This is a genomic window from Bacillus sp. MAG717A, assembly GCF_036884855.1.
Lineage (GTDB): Bacteria > Bacillota > Bacilli > Bacillales > Bacillaceae > Bacillus > Bacillus safensis.
In genome coordinates, this window is record NZ_CP145733.1 from 3,303,033 (window position 1) to 3,321,931 (window position 18,899).

Consider the following 18,899-nt stretch of genomic DNA (forward strand, 5'->3'; position numbering starts at 1 on the left):
GAGCGATTGCAGCTCTGCTTTTTCACATTAATCGTTTTCTTTCATTTCATTTGATGTACGTACTCGTGCATTTCCCATAAATACGACTGTAATCGCCGCAAGTGCAATCGGGAATAAAGCAAGCAAAAATACATACGTAATACTTTGTGACATCGCATCGATGACTTTATTTAAAATATCAGTCGGAATTTGTGAGCGGGCACCTTCTTGGAAAATAGCCTGTGGATCGCCTATTTGAGAAGGGGCTCCTTTCATTCCACTAAAGGCATCAGCTAAACGATTTGTCAGCACATTGGTTTGAATCGTCCCGAAAATCGTGACACCAAGCGTCATCCCAAGTGATCTCATAAATGAATTGGTCGAGTTTGCACTGCCTCGGTAGCGCGGCTCAAGATCATTCATTGAAGCTGACGGCAGAAGGGAGAAGCTGAACCCGACCCCAAAGCCTGATATCATCATAAAGAGTGTGAGCCACAGTCTTGCTGTATCTGGTGACATATTGGCAAGCAGCAGCATCCCAGCGAAAAATGAAATGACAGAAATGGTCATAAGACGTCTGAAAGGCACTTTCGTCTGCATCGTTCCGCCAATCATACTGCCAATGACTGATCCAATCATCATCGGTGTTAAAATAAACCCTGCACTTGTTGCAGATTCACCGTACACCGCCTGCACGAAAATAGGAATAAACACAGCAAGAATAATGAATGTCCCGCCATATAAAAACGCCAAAATTTGAGATGTCGCAAATAATCGATTTTTAAACATCCAAAATGAGATAATCGGTTCCTCCGCTTTACGCTCAACAATAAAGAAGATCGTACCGAACACAAGAAACACAGCAAAAAGTGTGAGGATTTGCACCGAATCCCAAGCATAAGATTTACCGCCAAGCTCAAGGGCGAACATTAAGCTGACAACCGCAACGACAAGTGTAATAGCACCTGACCAGTCGATTTTCTGCTTACGATGTTCAAGCGATTCCTGATAATATCTGGCGATCAAGAAGACACTGACAATACCAATCGGCACATTAATATAGAAAACCCAATGCCAGCCGATCGAATCCGTAATAATAGCACCTAAGAGCGGTCCGAGTACACTTGATAAACCAAAGACTGCACCAAACATACCAGACATTTTTCCGCGCTTTTCAGGCGGGAAGATGTCAAAGATAATCGTAAATGCGATTGGAAGAAGGGCACCGCCTCCAAGCCCTTGAATGGCTCGGTAAATAATGAGCTGATCCATCGTTTGTGCGATACCGCACAGTGCTGATCCAATTAAAAAGAAAATAAGTCCAAACAGAAAAAAACGCTTTCGACCATACATATCAGAAAGCTTTCCGTAAATCGGCATTCCCGCCATCACTGCCACCATATAAGAAGCCGTCACCCAAGCAAATTTATCAAAACTGCCCAAATCTGCTACGATACTTCCCATCGCTGTTGCAACAATGGTATTGTCCATCGCTGCCATAAAAATACCTAACAGCAAACCGATGACAACAAAGCGAGTGGATGCCTTGCCTTTATCCACATGATTCATTTCATTTACCTCCTGCTTACGTTCTCTCCTTATTTTTGCTATGATCAACTTAAATATTAAAGTAAGAGAACATTTATCTTGATGATCAAGATAAATTGATTTTAAAGGGAGGAGAACAAGTTGTCAATAAAGAACGAGGCTGAAGACAGAGCAACCCAGATCATCCATACAATGAGGCGCCTCGCCACACGAACCGTTTTATTCCACCAAGCAGCCGCTCAATCGCTCGGCCTTTTTCCAACAGATCTCAAATCCGCCGATCTATTAAACGAACTCGGCCCACTTACAGCGGGGGAATTAAGTGAAAAAACAGGTCTTAGCTCCGGTGCAGTCACAGCTCTTATTGACCGCCTTGAAAAAGCGGGCTACGCCAAAAGAGCAAAGGACCCAAAGGACAAACGAAGAGTTATCATCGTTCCATTAACGGCAGGGAAATCACAGGTGAAAGAACTCTTTCGATCCTTATCAACATCAACGAAGGAACTCACAAATGAATACAAACCAGAAGAATTAGATTTAATTATTCAATTTATAACTGAAGCAGCAGATATCATGGAGCAAGAACTTCAATTGCTTAAGTCTAAAACGTAAAAAGTACACTGATGCGGGTGTGCTTTTTCTAAGTGCATTCCTAATTCATGTAGGGATTGCCTCGACTAGTGACATCTTCCTTACCATAAAAGTGCTCTATAACACTTTTTTATAATGGAGTAGCTCAAAAAAATGTTCTATTTAAAAGATTGTTCTAAAAACTACATTATAATTGTTATGACAAAAGTGGAGCTAATGAATTCTATAGTTTGCTTTTCAATTGAAACAATGTTCATTTACATAATCAGTATTGTTTTTGTATCTTAATGCCTATTTAATGACAAACTTTGTATTGGTAAAATTGACCTTGTCAATGAATAGGAAGGAGTGAATTCTGCTGGGGAAGATACTTGATGCAAAAGCACTAACAAGTGCCATGGACACAAGGGCAAAACACTATCAGGAACTCCGCGAACAAATGGTAGATTTAAAAAAGGCATTACAAGGTGTTGCCAACCTCGGTGATGATTTTACTGGGAAAGGTGCCGATAACATTAAAAGCTTCTACAAAGAGCTCGCCGGAAATGTAGACATGTTTATCAGCTTCATCGATAAGCAAAAAGCCTTTCATGAAGGTGTTTCTGGGACACTTGATGATACGAGCTTTGGCGGCGATACCTTTGTAGAAGAACACTTTTTAGATAACGCAGTACATATGGGCATTAAAAATGCCAAAAGCATTGTAAAGGATCAAAAAAAGGCACTCAAAACGATTTTCGAAGATATTGATGATCTCATTTCTCTAGAAGTATTTGATAGTCAAACCTTTGATGAGAAAATAGAAGATGCGGAAGATGAACGAAAAAAGACGGTCAAAGAACTAAGAGAGCTTGATCAAAATTTGAAAGATGAATATGCTTTGTCAGAGACGGAGCAGCAAGCTACAATGGCATTGTACGCTGAAATGATGAATGCGACAAATGACGGAAAAGCGATTTCGCCTATGAATTTTGATAAGAAAGCGTATCAAAATAGCGAAATCTACAAGGCAAAAAGTGATATTGAAAAGCAAACTTCTGAATATCTGAAAATCAAAAAAGAACAAGAAGAAGCCCGCGAGATTGCAAAGGAACAAGAAGCCCTCGCCAACCGTCCTTGGTATGAAAAAGCGCTCGATTACGGTGGAAATATCGTCAATGAACTGACAGGTGTGAACGATGCAAAACGTGCCGCAACAGGCATTGATCCAATCACAGGCGAGGAACTCACCGCAGGACAGCGAGTCGCCGCAGGCGGCATGGCAGCAGCAGGCTACATCCCGATCGTCGGCTGGGCAGGCCGCATTTTCAAAGGCGGAAAAGCTGTCTATAAAACCACCCAAGCCACATCAGCTGCAGTCAGAGCAGTCGACATCTACAAGACATCACAAAAATCCTTTGACGCCCTGAAAGCATCTCAAAAAGGCTTATATGGCCTCACCGCCACCAACGGCTTCAGCGAAGCAATCACAGGCCGCGATATGTTTGGAAACAAGATCTCAAAAGAACAGCAGGAAGCGAGTATGAATGCGGCGCTGGGAATGCTTTTGCCATTTGGAGCGAAAGGTTTTCAAGGTAAGATGGGGGTAAAGAGTACAGGTATACCTAATATCTCAAAAAGGCATGATGAAATTGCTCATAAAAGTTATTATGGTAGAAAAGATTTTAGATCTAAGATAAATAATGCAGTATATTCTCATCATGATAATAAACATTTAAAGGCTAGGACTGCTGAAGAAGCCAAACGTTTTAGTGAGACAGGGAAAAGAAATGCTCAATACCTGCCTGAAATAAATAATAAAGTCTTAGAAAAAGAGGCTCTTCAAAAAGGGCATATCATTGATAACGGCAACAATAATTTTTATTTCATTTATGATACAGGTAAAATTGTTGGTTATGATAATGGTAAATCTACTAGTTGGATTAGGGGAGAACTGACGAGTGGAAATGTGTATCACGGCCACCCGATTGCTGGAGACAGATTAACTAAATATTTAAATAAATTAGGAATAAAATAACTAGAATATTAACAAAGAGGTCAGATGATGATGAGAAAATATGTGAAACTTGATATTCCCGAAGTAAACATTCACCCTTTAAGAATAACTGAAGGTTGGATTGTACGTTATAATAATTTTAGGGAAATTGACCCTAAAAAGTTAGAAGCAGAAGATGATAGATGGTTTATGTTCACTGAAAGTTTATTACAACTTTATCATGAGAAATCATCAATAACATTGGATTTAGGGTGGTATCCTGATTTATCTTCTGATGGTAACTACCTTGTTCTAATAGTTAAAAATACAGATTGGGACAATCCTATTGAGGAATTCAGCTCGGATGACTATACCAAAGTGATTGATTTTATAGAATTTCATTTGAAAGAAATTACATCCAACTGGTGGAAATAAAATAATAGATACTTATTTACTAACAAATTAACATCGCTAGTTTCTTCAGTTTTACTCGTTTTTGATCAATTTTTGAGGCTGTAGGTACTCGAATGTGTTCTCAGAGTAATTTCATAATTAGGGGACTCTATATGTTTAGAGAATTAGATAATCTTTTATCTGCTGATACAACAGTAGATTCATGGTATGATGACGGGTGTTTGATTGCTCGTGAGATACTCTCTGATTTTAGCCTAAACGACTGGGAGGAACTATCAAATCAGGTGCCTAATAAACCAATAGAGTGGCAGCGTAAAATCGCTTATTGTCTGGATAATGAGTGCAATGAATATGAGTTAAATATTTTAATAGATTTGTTGAATACTAATGATAACGAATTATTTGAGATTTGTATTGATACTTTGAGAAGTTTCCCAATTGAAGAAGGCAAGAAATTGATATTGAAGCAACCTCAAATTTTAGAACGTGTAAATCATGTAGTGGCTACTACTACGAATTCACCAGTAAAAGGAGTTCTTCAAGACTTTCTTTCAAAAATGAATTCAAATTAGTTCATTTTTAATGATATTACGCAAAAAAACCTTGATTGGCTTAATGCCTTTCAAGGTTTTTTGTGTTATTGGACTTCAAATTGAGAAAAAACCGACAAAAAGGGAGATGAGGACCTTTTTCCTGTGTGGGTCACGTATGATAGAGACAAGCCAAAATGAGCACTCACAGCTTTTATAGTGAGTGTTTTTTGAATGAGGGATACTTTACATCTTTTTCTTTGAAGATGAGAAATTCCTTTGAAAAAAGTATAGATGTTAATCAGACAAGCCACTTTAACGGCGAACTTCTTCATAAGAAAATAAGGCTGGTACAATAAACAGAATAACATCCTCTAATATGCATAGAGAATGCTGCTCTGTTTAGAAGGTGGAAATTATTTTAATTTATTTGTTCAATCAGATTCACAAATTCGAGTGAAGAAAGTGTTTCTCAACTCAATATTCCCCTTTAATTTTAAAGAATGACCCACGAATCGTTCCAGCTAGTTTAGACTTCTGCCTAGCAAATTTAAATTTTCCTTCTAATTCCTTTGGTACTTCCATCCCTTCAGAAAGCTTAAAACCAACAGCACGTTTTTTCGGGTCATCCACTGTATACAGGACGTTAATTGCAAGACCATCCTCATAAAAGACGTAGGTCCATTTGATATTTTCTACTTGAAAACTTGCCGTTTCTAAAGGTTTGGCTGCAAACTCTAGTTCACGTTCTTCTTTTAACACTCGGTTCACGTAATCAAGGGTCTCCTGACTATCGCTGGCAGGTAATACTGTAAATTCATGCTTATATTTGTTCATAAAGTAACGAGCCTCATTAGCTCGTAAGCCAGCAAGTGCTTCTGCTACAGGTGAAGACTCTAAACCAATCGTAGACACATGTTTAAAATCAACGATATAAGCCATTTCTATCCCTCCATATCCTTGTTATTTCCGTACAACAGGAATCCACATCTCACCAAGTAATAAGTCGTTACGCTGTCCCATTTCTACCACTGCATTTGGTCCACCAACATAGGCAAAATTCTTTGCTTCAGGCAAGACTTGACCAAATGCAATGCCAGTAAGCGTTTGATGCAATTCATCAGCGGTTTTAGCTTTCCCTTTAACGATTAGATATTCCCCTTTAGGAAATTGAATCACTCTATCCGCTTCTGGTAACGATTCCTCTGTCATGACCCCGACATAATGCATCAGCTTATTATTTACCGCTTCGTTTACGATAAAAATATAGTCATTTGTGGCAATGGCTTTTAAGGTGTCAAGCTTACCTTCTTGGTTGACTGCTTGCCAAAAGTCTGCTTTTTCCTTCGTTATGCCCGCATAGTCTGTGTAATGACTCTTAAGTTCAGTTCCAATACCTAACACGTGAAAGCTGTCTTTTTCTTCTAGTATATACTCTGCCATATTCAACACTTCCTTCTGGTGAATTGATCAAATGTTTTTTTCACTTGATAAATATATAATAGGCTTAAACCATGTCAAAAAATGATACTGTTTAGGAGGACCAGATGAAAAAAGTTGAACGGATTAATACCATCATGCGGTATATTAACAACCGCGCCAACTTTACAATTACTGAAATCATGAGAGAATTTCATATCTCTCGTTCGACAGCAATTAGAGACATCAGAGAAATTGAAGCTATGGGGATGCCACTTGTCGCAGAAGTAGGAAGGGACGGAGGATATTTTGTGATGAACAATTCTGTCCTGCCAACTGTCCGTTTTACCGATAATGAGATTAAAGCTCTTTTTATTGCCTTTATGGCCACGAGAAACCAACAACTCCCTTATTTAAAGAGTCGCCAGTCTTTAGCTGAAAAATTACTAGGACTCATCTCTGAAACCCAGCAAGATGACCTTGTTCTGTTAAATCGCCTTTTGCTATTTGAAGGGACCAACCCGAATAATCCTGATTTGCTTGATTTGTCCGATCTCCCTCACCCCATGTTAGAAAAATTAATCCAACTGCTTATTTTGGATCGATATTTACTGATTACCATGAGAGAGGAGAAAGTGATCAAGTCCTATCCTATTTACCTTTTGAACCTTTATCGTGAAAAAAGCCTGTGGTTGATTGAAGGCTTTGATGTCAAGGAAGAGAAGAAACGGATTTTGCCTGTCGACAATCTCACAGATGTAGAACCATACTCTTCAAAAAATAGATTAAGCAGGAAAAAGATTTTAGAAAAACTAAGTAAGCAGGAGGAAGTAATCAACCTTGTCCTTGAACTTGGTCCAAAGGCAATTGCACAGTTCAAAAAATACCATCCTTTCAAAATGTCAATTTCTTATACGAATCCTTACCAAACTACAGCCATTTTAAAAACTTTTATCAATGTTAATCATTCAGAAGAAATAACCGAAATAACAAATTGGATATTTTTCCTAGGCGATGATATCAAGGTCCGGGAAATGCCTGTAGAAATCTTGGAAAGTTTACAAGAGAGACTACTCCTATATTGTCCATAATCAATGCTGGTTAGACCTCATATTAGATACATGAAGGTGAGTCGTATTTCGAATAAAATCTCAATGAACCACCAATCTTACTTCCATCTTCTGTAGATCTCAGCTGCGGAAGAAAACGGTTAAAGATTTAATAAAACTCGATCAAAATTTAAAAGGTGAATATTCTTTGTTAGAGACAGAGCAGCAAACTACAATGGCATTGTAAGCCGAAATGATGAATGCGACAAATGATGGAACAGCGATTCCTATGAATTTTGATAAGAATGCAGTTAAATACATTTTAGATAAAGGGGTTAATTTTATTGATTTCTTATGATGAAGGTCTAATAAAGGATTTGGAATTAAAAAACCTTCTTAAAAGTGTCAAAGTACATAAAAATCCAGAAATTTATTTAGATTTAATAGAACAAAAATTTGCATTTGGTAGTTCGAAAATAAATTGGTTACAAACGAAGAAACATCATAGTAAGAGCTCAAATAATGAATCTTTACTTCCTGATACTCTTCTATTTATAACTGAATTAAAAGACAAATATTTAGATAATAACTTACAAGTAATTTACATAGGGGATAACCTTACAGAGTTTGGGTACCAGTTTGAATTAAAACATTTAGAAGAGCTACTAGTCTATTTTTTAAATATCCCACAACACCACTACTTTATATCATTAAAAGGTGATTGGTGTATTTGTATTTCATTTGAAAACGATTTGGATTTCGGATTTAGTTTAAAAAAAAAATAATTTTAAACGTCACCTATAGGAAAAATAAAAGATGATAAGAAGTGAAAAAACCTTGACTGGCTTTATATCATTCAAGGTTTTTTGTGTTTATTGGTCCTCAAACACTTAAAAAAAGACAAAGGACTCTTTGCCTGAAAGCACACTCAAATTGTGTGTTTTTCTTATGAAAAGAACACACAATCGCTGCACAGCACGTGCTGAAGACATTTGGACTTCTTTGACGCATGTGAGTTGATTAGACTTATAAGCAAAGGGAAGAAAGGAGGAATTCCAACTGTACTTAACCAAAAGGGGCACTGCTTTATTATCTATGCTGCTTCACACGACATCTTATCTATCAATAGAAGATTTACAGAATCGGATGAATGTCTCGACTCGAACCGTTTACGCTGAAATCAAACGAATGAACAGCTGGCTGGAAACTCATCAGCTTAGTGGTGTGCAGCGTAAAGACCAACTAGGCTATTATTTAAATCCTCTTGAGAAAGAAATCATTATTCAAAAAGCTGACACCATTCTTGTTGGTCACGATTATGAACCATGTAAAAAGGAACGAAGGGCCATCTTGCTTTTATCCATAGCATGTAGCGAGCATTCCCTAAGAATTGATGATTTTATGAAGATGACAAAGGTGAGCCGAAATACATTGCTCGAGGATATGAAACAGCTAAAAGAGGCGCTTTCAAAGCAGGAGATCACACTCCGCTATCAGGCAGCAAGCGGCTATGTGATTTCAGGAGACGAAAGGGCCATTCGATTGGCCCTCAAACCTTATATACATTTCATTCGCACAATGATAAAAAACGAAAAAACGTTTCCGTCATTTTGGTTAAAGGGACCTATTTCATCCAAACGGGTACACCATCTCCTCCTTCAGTCAGAACAAGAACTTAAGCTTGAATTTGCAGATGAGATGCTGGATCAGCTCTCTTTGGATCTCTTTTTCTACTTCAAGCGGATGAAGCTGGGGCATGCTGTACACATTTCAAACGAAGAAAAGCGAACATTGCAGGAAACAGAGGAATGCTTGGCGGCTATTCGTTTCATGGCGCAGATTCAAAAAGAGGCCAGTCTCGTTGTTCATGATGATGAAATCTATTTTCTTAGCACCCTATGGCTCAGTGCCAAAAAACAAAAACTTCCATCAATTAAAAAACCAGAAGAACATCTCATTCGCACCATCGCCAGACAAATGATATTTGACTTTCAGCGATATGCTTGTATTTCCTTTCAAGAACCAAAAGCATTGGAGCAAAACTTAACAATGCATTTAATTCCAGCTTATTACAGGCTCATCTATCACATTGGCATAATCAACGAACTGACGGAGTCTATAAAAAAAGCACAGCCAGAAGTGTTTGAAATCACTCAAAAAGTTGCCTGCCATTTAGAAAAGGCGGCATGTTCAAAGCTGAGTGACCATGAAATTGCATATCTCGCCATGCATTTTGGCAGCTGGATGAGAAGAGAAGGAATTTCATCCATTGTTAAGCGTTCTGTCTACATTGTCTGCGGAGAAGGAATCGGCACAAGTTACATGCTGAAAACTCAGCTTCTCGAATTAATCGGCTACATCGAAGTACGAGGGCTGTTATCAAAGCGTGCATATGAAGAATTAGCAGCCGTTGATGCAGATTTCGTTGTGACCACAACACCTATTTCGTTTAAAGGAAAACCAGTTCATCTCGTTCATCCTATTTTAACTGCCTATGAGAAAAAAACATTACTTCAATACGGGAAAGGCTTAGAAACGAAGGTTGACGAGCAGCATGTAAACGCTTTATTCAATATCATTCAGCAGCATACCATCGTACAAAATAAACAAGCACTGCTTCGTGACATTCAGGAGCTGCTTCATCCCACATATGTATCCTATCAGAAAGGATGGAACCCAGTGTTAAACGATTTATTAACAGAACAAACCATCAAGCTCCACCAAACAGCAGACACATGGCAAGAGGCGATAACAAAAGCGGCGCAGCCTTTACTTGATCAAAATGCCATTAAACCAAGTTATGTAGAAGCCATGATTCAGTCTGTTCATCAAAATGGTCCTTATATTGTCATTGCACCACAAGTGGCCATTCCACATGCGAGACCGGAGGATGGCGTGAACAAATTGAGCATGACACTCATGTCATTCAAACAGCCCATTTCGTTTTCAAAAGATGGCAAAAAGCAGGTGCGTCTTGTCATTGTGTTAGCCGCTATTGACAGCATGAGCCACCTGAAAGCACTCAAACAGCTAACCATGCTGTTAAGTGAAGAGAAACGCACGAAACAATTGATTGAAGCAGAAAATTTAGCATCGGTTCAAGAATTAATTGATCAATTTTCACAAGTATAAAGGAGGAAAAAGACAATGAAAAAAATTCTTGTTGTGTGTGGAAACGGGTTAGGAAGCAGCTTTATTGTAGAAATGAATGTAAAAAAAGCATTAGAAGAATTAGGTCTTAAAGCTGAAGTGGATCATACCGATCTCAGTACAAGTAAAAATGAACAAGCAGATCTTTATATCGGCGCAGCTGATATTATTGACCAGCTAAATGACGGCACAAGAAATGTGGCTGGCTTAAATAATTTGTTAGACCAGAAAGCCATTAAGGACGTCCTTCGTCAACACATTTAAGTCATGAAAAAGGGGGATTCACATCATGATAGAACTGATCATGAACGATATATTGGGCACACCTGCCATTCTCATCGGTTTATTTGCTCTAGCCGGTTTACTTTTGCAGAAAAAATCAGCCGCAGATACTGTGTCAGGCACCTTGAAAACAACCATGGGTTTCTTAATATTAGGGGCGGGCGCTACAGTCGTCTCTGATTCACTCGGGGTTTTTCGAAAGATGTTTGAAGCAGCCTTTCACATTCAAGGGGTTGTCCCAAATACAGATGCTATGGCCGCTATTGCTCAAAAGGAATTCGGTACACAGACAGCACTCATCATGATTTTTGGTATGCTGGTCAATTTGTTACTGGCAAAATTCACACCCTTTAAATACGTCTTTTTGACTGGGCATCATACGTTGTATATGGCGGCTATGCTCGCCGTCGTTCTCTCAACAGCCGGCATGCACGGGTGGCTGCTCATCTCAACTGGTTCAATGATATTAGGTGCAGCTATGGTCATTGCACCCGCAATCCTTCAGCCGTTTACGAGGAAAGTCACCGGAAGCAATGATCTCGCGCTCGGACACTTCAGTACTTTCGGTTATTTTACTGCGGGAATGATCGGCAAATGGGTTGGTTCTCCAGAAAAATCAACGGAAACCATTCAAGTGCCTAAATCACTCGGTTTTCTAAGAGATACATCTGTTGCCATTTCGATTACGATGGCTTTGCTGTTCTTTGCGATTGCACCGTTTGCAGGAATTCCTTTTATAGAACAAATTAGCGGTGGCACGAACTTCGCTGTCTTCATTCTCATTCAGGCGATTACGTTTGCTGCTGGTGTGTACATTATTTTAGCAGGGGTACGGATGGCCATTGGCGAGATCGTACCTGCGTTTAAAGGGATTGCCGATCGTTTCGTGAAGGGAGCAAAGCCGGCACTTGATGCGCCAACCGTTTTTCCATTTGCGCCAAATGCGGTCATTATCGGTTTTTTATGCAGCTTTGCAGGAGGCATCGTATCCATTTTTCTTTTACCTTTGTTTGGTTTAACTGTCATTGTCCCTGGTCTTGTCCCGCACTTTTTTTGCGGTGCTACAGCAGGAGTGTATGGCAATGCAACAGGAGGGGTAAGAGGTGCTGTCGCTGGGTCCTTTGTAAATGGATTGCTTCTTTCCTTTTTACCTGCTTGTTTATTACCTGTGCTCGGAACCCTCGGCTTTGAAGGGACAACGTTTGGAGATACAGACTTTGGTATCATCGGAATCTTAATTGGATTGATCAAGTTTTTATTTCAGCTGTAAAAAGGAGGAGACTGAGATTGACAGCCACTTTTTCACCTTCACTGATGTGCATGGATCTCACGCACTTCCGTGAACAAATTCATCTTCTCAACACGAGAGCAGACCGGTACCATGTCGATGTAATGGATGGGCATTATGTGAAGAATATGACGTTATCACCCTTTTTCATTGAACAGCTTCGGAAACTGACAAATTTACCGATTGATGTTCATCTAATGGCTGAACACCCCCAGGAATTTTTAATCGATGCGTGTATTGATGCAGGCGCAACGATGATTTGTTTACACCCAGAAGTCGTGCAGAAAGATGCCTTTCGAATCATCCGGCATATTCACCAAAGAAAATGTGAGGTTGGCTTTGTTTTAAACCCCGCCACACCAGTTGCAGCATTAGATTCCTTTATTCATTTAATAGACCGAGTGACGATCATGACGATCGATCCAGGCTTTGCCGGACAGCCTTTTATTAAAGAAATGCTTCAGAAAATTAAACAGGTGAAAGATATCAAAAAACATGGAGGATACTCGTTTTCAATTGAAGTAGACGGCTCTTGTAATGAGAGCACGTTCCGGCTACTTGCTGAGGCTGGAAATGAGATCTACATCATCGGCACCTCAGGTTTATTTGGACTTCATAAACAACTCGACACTGCTTGGGAAACAATGAAGCAAATATTTGCAAAAGAAACAGCTTCAATCGAATCACGTTAGTAAAAGAGAGGATGAAACCCATCCTCTTTTTTTACGCAATTTTACTAAAACAATATTTACTCACCAAAACTTACCCAAAAACAAAATAAAAATCGCAAATCTACAATTGAAAACGCTTCATTAATATGTTATCCTTCAAATATCTTTAGTAAATATTTAGTCAAATAACGATGAGGAGTTTGCCTATGACCACACTCAAAGATATTGCTCATGATGCAAAAGTGTCCGTTTCCACTGTATCCCGTGTGTTAAATGGCGATCAAACACTTGCCGTTTCACATGCAACGAGACAAAACATCCTCGACATTGCTAAGAAGTTAAACTATACCCCAGTGAGAGCAAGAAAAGCCGATCAAGCAGAAGAAAAAAGCCCATCTGAATCCCCAGTCATCGGTATCGTTGTCGCTCAATCCATTGACGAAGAATTAAATGATCCCTTTTTTTCATCGATTCGAAAAGGAATTGAAAAAGAATATGCCAAACAAGGCCTGTCTACTCTCCATACCTTTCGCCTAAGAAGCATGGATAAAGGGGCGATGCTAAAGGATATTGACGGCTTGATCGTCATTGGACGAATCAGCCCCGATACGGTTGAAAAAATGACAAATCGAATGGAACACATTGTTTTTATCAATCATTATGCAGATGAAGATTTGTATGATTGTGTACATGTGGATTTTGTCAGAGCGGCAGATCGCGCCATTCGTCATCTGCAATCTCTTGGCTATTCACATCTAGGCTATATTGGCGGGAAAGAGCGAGAGCATTATTTCGAAGGCAATGCTGTGATTGAGGACGAAAGACAAACGACGTTTATGAAAAGAATGCAGGAAGCGGGCGCTCTTCATATGGAAGACATCCACATTGGTGAATACTCCATGCAAGAAGGCTATTCGCTTATGCAGCAAGCTATCAAAAAGGGAAAACTGCCGCAAGCCTTTTTCATTGGAAGTGACTCTATGGCAATCGGGGCAATGCGCGCTCTCCATGAAGCCGGCCTACACGTTCCTTCAGATGTATCCATTGTTGGGTTTAATGACATTGAAGCCGCATCATTTTCAAGCCCGCCGCTTACGACCGTCAAAGTATATACAGAAGAAATGGGGGAAGTTGGTCTGAAGCTTTTGCTTGAGAGAATAAACGGAAGAAAACTTCCTCTAAAAGTCGTCGTGCCAACAACACTCATCGAGCGAGGCAGTACATGTCTCATCCATGAAAGGGGGTGAACCATAGATTTCAGCAAATAAAAAAGAGACAAAAAAGCAGAAAACAAGCTGCTTAGCATGATGGCCAGATCATGCTAAGAACAAGGCAGCCTGCCGGTATGCTCTCTTATCTCTTTGAAAAGAATAGGATTCCAGTATAATGGACTTCTTTTGTTTCCGCAACTGCATGAATTCTACCGATTATCGTCTGAATTTTCAGTGATCAAAAGGAGGAAACCATGAATAAAAAAATCATGCTGCTGACTGCAGCCATTTTCTTGACCATGATTTTGTCTGCTTGCGGCAATAACGGCTCTTCTGAAGCAAATGGAAAGGTCACCTTGACGCTATTTTCAACGATGAGCAACAGCGGGGAAAGAAAAGCGTTTGAAGAAGTGATTCGTGAGTTTGAAAAGGAGCATCAACACATTCGAATCGATGCCAATTTCCCAGGCAACAGCTATGAAGATATGATCCGCGTCAAAATGGGGGCAAACGATATGCCAGATCTTTTTGATACACATGGCTGGGCCAAACTGCGCTATAGCGAGTATGTGGCTGATTTAAAAGAGATGGATTGGGTCAAACATCTTGATCCTTCACTCGACCAAATTTTAAAGGACCAAGATGGCAAAGTGTACGCTTATCCACTGAATCAAGCAAAAGACGGGCTTAGCTTTAATGCCAATCTATTAAAGGAATATGGCATTGAAGTTCCTAGAACACTTGATGAACTAAAATCGGCTTTGCTGACAGTGAAAGAAAAAAGCAAAGGAGATGTTGTGCCGCTCTGGATACCAGGAGGAGATAACTCAAATATTGCCCAAGTCTTTGATGAGCTGGCGACGCCTTTATTAATCACCGATCAAAAGCATCAATACGGAAAGGAACTTGAAAACGGATCATTTGATTGGTCTCTTTATACACCGCTTGCACAATTCATGAAAGATTTGAAGGATCAAGACCTTTTAAACAAGGATGTCCTGACAGCGAAACTCTCTCAAGCACCGGAACTCATGGCGCAAAACAAAATCGCCTTCACCTTTGTCGGAGGATCCCTAGGACCTGAAGCAACAGAGCTGAATTCATCGATCAAAGTAGGCACGATGCCTGTTCCAGCCATTCATGAGGGAGATGATCAAAGCTGGATTGGAGGAGAACGGTTTACTGTCGCTGCTTGGAAAGACTCTAAGCATCTAAAAGAAGCAAAGCAATTCATCGATTTTTTAGCAAAGCCTGAAAACGCAAAAAAAATCGCAGAGGGTACATCCTCTGAAACAGCTCTAAAACAAGTGAAAGCGAAAAACTATTACTCTACATTTTACGATCAATACAAACAGGTGAAGATTGAACCGTATTTCGATCGAAAATACTTACCAAGCGGAATGTGGGCGGTCATGGCAACAACGGGGCAAGAATTATTAGCAGGCTCCATCACACCAGAACAGTTGTCAAAGAAAATGGAAGAGGAATATAAGCGTCTGAAAAAACAATAGCTGATGGATGCTGAAACAGGAGTGAAGCCAATGAATGACATCACAAAAGCAAAGCAGCCAGCCGCATTCACCTCTTTACCAAAACAAAAGATACAAAAACGCCACAATTCATCACTTTGGTGGATGTACATGCCAGCTGTTCTCGTCGTCAGTACCTTTATCATTTATCCCTTTTTGAACGGCATTCAGCTTTCTTTTACGAATTGGAACGGTTTCTCACAAACTTATCAATGGATTGGTCTTGAGCAATATGAGCGGCTGCTTCATGATCAAGCGACATGGCTTGTTGTCAAAAACACGCTTTTCTATGGAATTGGGAGCACCATCTTACAAAATATCATCGGACTTGGATATGCGCTCTTATTAAATCAAAGCTTAAAGATGAAAGCCATCACAAGAACGGTCATCTATTTACCTGTCATGATCAGCCCGATTGCGATGGGCTATATTTGGTATTTTGTGTTTGCTTACCAAGGCGGTGCTTTAAATGATGTGGTGACGCTTTTGGGATTTGATCAAATGAATGCGCTCGGCAACCCGCAATTAAACACATGGATCATTGTGCTCGTCAACACATATCAATTCGTTGGGATTGCGATGATCATTTATTTAGCAGGACTTCAAAGTATTCCTAAGGATTATTACGAAGCGGCACAATTAGACGGGGCATCGAGCCTCGAGCAATTCAGACGGATCACATTGCCACTGCTTATGCCGTCGATCACCATTAATGTTGTGCTAAATGTCATTGGCGGGCTCAAGCTCTTTGATGTCATTGTAGCACTCACAGGCGGCGGTCCTGGAGATTCCTCCCAATCTATGTCGACCTTTATGTATGATCTGTATTTCAAGCGTCAGGATGCAGGCTATGCAGCGACGCAAGGGGTTTTCATGGCGCTCATCATCCTTGTCATTAGTGTCGCAGCGCTGATTTATTTCAAACGAAAGGAGACCGAGGTGTGATGGATAACGCCTATAAACGCAAGAAAAGATGGTACTCCGTCCTAGCACTATTGATCACATTGCTGCACCTCATTCCATTTTATATTTTGGTGACAACATCATTAAAGGGGATAGGAGATTTTAGTTCAAAATGGCTGTTTCCAAAAGCGCTGCATCTTGAAAACTTCCGCACAGCATGGACAGAGGCTCAGCTTGGCCAGTCCTTTTTGAATACAGTGATCATTACGTTCAGCTCTGCTGTATTGCTCATTATGTTTGGATCTCTTGCAGCCTATCCGCTTGCAAGAAGGAACACCAAGCTGAATAAAGCAGTCTATGTTTTATTTATTGCCATTATGGTCATTCCGCCGCTCACAGCCCTTGTCCCGCTCTATAAAATGGTCGTTCAAATCGGGATGATGAACACCTATCAAATTGCTATTTTAAATAATGTGGCTGCTTTTTTGCCGCTGACGATTTTCTTATACGCAGGCTTTATCCGGTCGACAATTCCAAAGGAGCTTGAAGAAGCTGCCCGTATTGATGGAGCAGGGACACTCAGAGTTTTTTTCACTGTCGTTTTTCCGCTTCTGAAGCCCATTACCGCTTCTGTATTAATCATTGCCTGCGTGTATATTTGGAACGACTATCAATTTGCTATCTTCTTTTTGCAAGATAAAGAGATGCATACACTCACGGTCGCCTTATCCCATTTTTTTGGTCAAAATCAGCATCAGCTCCAGCTCGTTGGTGCAGCTGCCCTCATTGCGATGCTGCCAATGGTTACGATGTTTTTACTTTTACAAAAATATTTTATCGCAGGGCTTTCACAAGGGTCTATCAAAGGCTAGCCCAATATGGATGTAAAAAGGAGAGTCGTCTATGTCTAAAATTACATTTATCGGTGCAGGGAGTACCGTGTTTGCTAAAAATATATTAGGAGATTGTCTGTTTGTTCCCGCCCTTGCAGGCTTTGAATTCGCATTATATGATATCGACCACAACCGGCTGAAAGAATCAGAAACGATGCTACGGCATTTAAAAGCAAATTACGGTGCAAATGTGACCATCCAGTCCTATCAAAACCGGAAAGAAGCCTTAAAGGATGCGAAATATGTCATCAATGCCATCCAAGTTGGAGGCTATAGGCCAAGTACAATCATTGATTTTGAAATACCTAAAAAATATGGATTAAGACAAACGATTGCAGATACGGTAGGGATCGGTGGCATCTTCCGTTCCCTTCGAACCATTCCTGTCATGCTTGACTTTGCAAAGGATATGGAAGAGGTTTGCCCAAGTGCTTTATTGTTAAATTACACAAACCCTATGGCCACATTGACAGGTGCAATGCTGCGCTATACTCAGGTTCAAACAGTTGGTCTCTGTCATAGTGTGCAGGTGTGTACAAAGGACCTATTTGAATCTCTTGAAATGAAACATGAAGGCATTGAAGAAAAAATCGCCGGCATTAACCATATGGCATGGTTATTAGAGGTAAAACGGGATGGTAAAGACTTGTATCCAGAAATCAAAAGACGAGCAAAAGAAAAGCAGCAATTGCGGCATCATGATATGGTTCGTTTTGAACTAATGGATAAATTCGGCTACTATGTCACAGAATCCTCAGAGCACAATGCCGAATACCATCCATATTTCATCAAATCACGCTACCCTGAACTAATCGGTCAGTTTAACATTCCGCTTGATGAATACCCGAGACGCTGCGAGGAACAAATCAACAATTGGAATACAATGAAGCATGACCTTGTAGGAAACACACAGATCACACATACCCGCTCTAAAGAATATGGTTCACGTATCATTGAAGCGATCGAAACGAACGTTCCCTTTAAATTTGGCGGAAATGTTCTAAACACTGGCGGGCTCATTGACAACCTGCCTGAAAAAGCCTGTGTAGAAGTACCATGTGTCGCAGATCGAAGCGGCATCATGCCATGCTATGTCGGAGAAATACCTGAACAATTGGCTGGACTCAATCGAACGAATATCAGCTCACAGCTGATGACCATTGAAGCAGCAATCAGCGGTAAAAAAGAACACATTTATCAAGCGGCTCTTCTGGATCCACACACAAGCGCTGAATTATCAATTGATGACACCATTAAATTATGTGATGAACTCATTGAAGCACATGGAGAGATGCTGCCAAATTATATAGAACCAAATCAATATGCCGCATCAACCAAATAATATCAATGAACCAGCCTCTACCTGATGCACAGCGCATCAGGTTTTTCTTATGAAGCAAAAAGAGGATTGACTGAGGGCCATTTTCATATTATGATTTTTCTGAAGTTAACCAACAGTTAACCAAA

Annotated in this window: 18 protein-coding genes and 1 pseudogene; 16 read left to right on the forward strand and 3 right to left on the reverse strand. The window is 40.0% G+C overall.

Annotated elements, in window-relative coordinates; genetic code table 11:
• Window positions 1-27 precede the first annotated feature (27 nt).
• Window positions 28-1,548, reverse strand: a complete 1,521-nt coding sequence (locus tag V6Z54_RS17100) for an MDR family MFS transporter (RefSeq protein ID WP_073979971.1) — start codon at window positions 1,546-1,548, stop codon at window positions 28-30.
• 171 nt (window positions 1,549-1,719) lie between these two features.
• Here V6Z54_RS17100 and V6Z54_RS17105 point away from each other — a divergent pair, with 171 nt between their 5' ends.
• The 4 genes from V6Z54_RS17105 to V6Z54_RS17120 all read left to right on the forward strand — a co-directional run bounded on the left by V6Z54_RS17105 (window position 1,720) and on the right by V6Z54_RS17120 (window position 5,079).
• On the forward strand, window positions 1,720-2,139 hold the full coding sequence (locus V6Z54_RS17105) for a MarR family transcriptional regulator (protein WP_052468215.1): 420 nt from the start codon (window positions 1,720-1,722) through the stop codon (window positions 2,137-2,139).
• Between the two features lie 337 nt (window positions 2,140-2,476).
• On the forward strand, window positions 2,477-4,135 hold the full coding sequence (locus V6Z54_RS17110) for a T7SS effector LXG polymorphic toxin (RefSeq protein ID WP_338527982.1): 1,659 nt from the start codon (window positions 2,477-2,479) through the stop codon (window positions 4,133-4,135).
• Window positions 4,136-4,165: 30 nt separating this feature from the next.
• Complete coding sequence (locus V6Z54_RS17115; protein ID WP_058838694.1) at window positions 4,166-4,528, forward strand: hypothetical protein; 363 nt, start codon at window positions 4,166-4,168, stop codon at window positions 4,526-4,528.
• Between the two features lie 131 nt (window positions 4,529-4,659).
• Window positions 4,660-5,079: a hypothetical protein gene (locus tag V6Z54_RS17120; protein WP_218677465.1), complete on the forward strand. Its 420-nt coding sequence runs from the start codon at window positions 4,660-4,662 to the stop codon at window positions 5,077-5,079.
• 435 nt (window positions 5,080-5,514) lie between these two features.
• Here V6Z54_RS17120 and V6Z54_RS17125 read toward each other — a convergent pair whose 3' ends face one another.
• Both V6Z54_RS17125 and V6Z54_RS17130 read right to left on the reverse strand, forming a co-directional pair.
• Window positions 5,515-5,979 carry a hypothetical protein gene (locus V6Z54_RS17125; protein ID WP_041085199.1) on the reverse strand — a complete coding sequence of 155 codons (465 nt, stop codon included), beginning with the start codon at window positions 5,977-5,979 and terminating at the stop codon, window positions 5,515-5,517.
• 21 nt (window positions 5,980-6,000) lie between these two features.
• Window positions 6,001-6,480: a GyrI-like domain-containing protein gene (locus tag V6Z54_RS17130; RefSeq protein ID WP_338527527.1), complete on the reverse strand. Its 480-nt coding sequence runs from the start codon at window positions 6,478-6,480 to the stop codon at window positions 6,001-6,003.
• Between the two features lie 104 nt (window positions 6,481-6,584).
• Here V6Z54_RS17130 and V6Z54_RS17135 point away from each other — a divergent pair, with 104 nt between their 5' ends.
• From V6Z54_RS17135 to V6Z54_RS17190, 12 genes and pseudogenes are all read left to right on the forward strand, one after another.
• Window positions 6,585-7,547: an HTH domain-containing protein gene (locus V6Z54_RS17135; RefSeq protein WP_338527528.1), complete on the forward strand. Its 963-nt coding sequence runs from the start codon at window positions 6,585-6,587 to the stop codon at window positions 7,545-7,547.
• Between the two features lie 106 nt (window positions 7,548-7,653).
• A pseudogene (locus V6Z54_RS17140) lies at window positions 7,654-7,821 on the forward strand (transposase); the annotation flags it as partial.
• 28 nt (window positions 7,822-7,849) lie between these two features.
• Entirely contained in the window at window positions 7,850-8,290 is a 441-nt protein-coding gene (locus V6Z54_RS17145) for a rhs-associated protein (protein ID WP_338527529.1), read from the forward strand.
• A 310-nt stretch (window positions 8,291-8,600) separates the two neighbouring features.
• On the forward strand, window positions 8,601-10,637 hold the full coding sequence (locus tag V6Z54_RS17150) for a BglG family transcription antiterminator (RefSeq protein ID WP_073979522.1): 2,037 nt from the start codon (window positions 8,601-8,603) through the stop codon (window positions 10,635-10,637).
• Window positions 10,638-10,652: 15 nt separating this feature from the next.
• A complete protein-coding gene (locus V6Z54_RS17155) occupies window positions 10,653-10,919 on the forward strand; it encodes a PTS sugar transporter subunit IIB (protein WP_039179043.1) in 267 nt (88 codons plus the stop codon).
• A gap of 25 nt (window positions 10,920-10,944) precedes the next feature.
• Window positions 10,945-12,207, forward strand: a complete 1,263-nt coding sequence (locus V6Z54_RS17160) for a PTS ascorbate transporter subunit IIC (RefSeq protein WP_041085194.1) — start codon at window positions 10,945-10,947, stop codon at window positions 12,205-12,207.
• A 17-nt stretch (window positions 12,208-12,224) separates the two neighbouring features.
• On the forward strand, window positions 12,225-12,917 hold the full coding sequence (gene alsE, locus V6Z54_RS17165) for a D-allulose 6-phosphate 3-epimerase (protein ID WP_041085193.1): 693 nt from the start codon (window positions 12,225-12,227) through the stop codon (window positions 12,915-12,917).
• Window positions 12,918-13,102: 185 nt separating this feature from the next.
• Window positions 13,103-14,143 (forward strand): LacI family DNA-binding transcriptional regulator, encoded by a 1,041-nt coding sequence (locus V6Z54_RS17170; RefSeq protein WP_059375300.1) that lies wholly within the window; start codon window positions 13,103-13,105, stop codon window positions 14,141-14,143.
• A 218-nt stretch (window positions 14,144-14,361) separates the two neighbouring features.
• Window positions 14,362-15,618: an ABC transporter substrate-binding protein gene (locus V6Z54_RS17175; RefSeq protein WP_041085191.1), complete on the forward strand. Its 1,257-nt coding sequence runs from the start codon at window positions 14,362-14,364 to the stop codon at window positions 15,616-15,618.
• Between the two features lie 30 nt (window positions 15,619-15,648).
• A complete protein-coding gene (locus tag V6Z54_RS17180) occupies window positions 15,649-16,581 on the forward strand; it encodes a sugar ABC transporter permease (protein WP_075612386.1) in 933 nt (310 codons plus the stop codon).
• A complete protein-coding gene (locus V6Z54_RS17185; protein ID WP_073979520.1) occupies window positions 16,581-17,411 on the forward strand; it encodes a carbohydrate ABC transporter permease in 831 nt (276 codons plus the stop codon). The genes V6Z54_RS17180 and V6Z54_RS17185 overlap by 1 nt, the downstream gene beginning before the upstream one ends.
• A gap of 31 nt (window positions 17,412-17,442) precedes the next feature.
• Entirely contained in the window at window positions 17,443-18,774 is a 1,332-nt protein-coding gene (locus V6Z54_RS17190) for an alpha-glucosidase/alpha-galactosidase (RefSeq protein ID WP_041085189.1), read from the forward strand.
• The last annotated feature ends 125 nt before the right edge of the window (window positions 18,775-18,899 follow it).

What these genes read in the sequence shown, in the direction of transcription:
- V6Z54_RS17170 (WP_059375300.1), top strand. Translation starts at nt 13,103, where the DNA reads ATGACCACACTCAAAGATATTGCTCATGATGCAAAAGTGTCCGTTTCC.
- V6Z54_RS17135 (WP_338527528.1), top strand. Translation starts at nt 6,585, where the DNA reads ATGAAAAAAGTTGAACGGATTAATACCATCATGCGGTATATTAACAAC.
- V6Z54_RS17100 (WP_073979971.1), bottom strand. Translation starts at nt 1,548, where the DNA reads ATGAATCATGTGGATAAAGGCAAGGCATCCACTCGCTTTGTTGTCATC.
- V6Z54_RS17155 (WP_039179043.1), top strand. Translation starts at nt 10,653, where the DNA reads ATGAAAAAAATTCTTGTTGTGTGTGGAAACGGGTTAGGAAGCAGCTTT.
- V6Z54_RS17115 (WP_058838694.1), top strand. Translation starts at nt 4,166, where the DNA reads ATGAGAAAATATGTGAAACTTGATATTCCCGAAGTAAACATTCACCCT.
- V6Z54_RS17125 (WP_041085199.1), bottom strand. Translation starts at nt 5,979, where the DNA reads ATGGCTTATATCGTTGATTTTAAACATGTGTCTACGATTGGTTTAGAG.
- V6Z54_RS17150 (WP_073979522.1), top strand. Translation starts at nt 8,601, where the DNA reads ATGCTGCTTCACACGACATCTTATCTATCAATAGAAGATTTACAGAAT.
- V6Z54_RS17120 (WP_218677465.1), top strand. Translation starts at nt 4,660, where the DNA reads ATGTTTAGAGAATTAGATAATCTTTTATCTGCTGATACAACAGTAGAT.
- V6Z54_RS17175 (WP_041085191.1), top strand. Translation starts at nt 14,362, where the DNA reads ATGAATAAAAAAATCATGCTGCTGACTGCAGCCATTTTCTTGACCATG.
- V6Z54_RS17105 (WP_052468215.1), top strand. Translation starts at nt 1,720, where the DNA reads ATGAGGCGCCTCGCCACACGAACCGTTTTATTCCACCAAGCAGCCGCT.
- V6Z54_RS17190 (WP_041085189.1), top strand. Translation starts at nt 17,443, where the DNA reads ATGTCTAAAATTACATTTATCGGTGCAGGGAGTACCGTGTTTGCTAAA.
- V6Z54_RS17180 (WP_075612386.1), top strand. Translation starts at nt 15,649, where the DNA reads ATGAATGACATCACAAAAGCAAAGCAGCCAGCCGCATTCACCTCTTTA.
- V6Z54_RS17185 (WP_073979520.1), top strand. Translation starts at nt 16,581, where the DNA reads ATGGATAACGCCTATAAACGCAAGAAAAGATGGTACTCCGTCCTAGCA.
- V6Z54_RS17130 (WP_338527527.1), bottom strand. Translation starts at nt 6,480, where the DNA reads ATGGCAGAGTATATACTAGAAGAAAAAGACAGCTTTCACGTGTTAGGT.
- V6Z54_RS17160 (WP_041085194.1), top strand. Translation starts at nt 10,945, where the DNA reads ATGATAGAACTGATCATGAACGATATATTGGGCACACCTGCCATTCTC.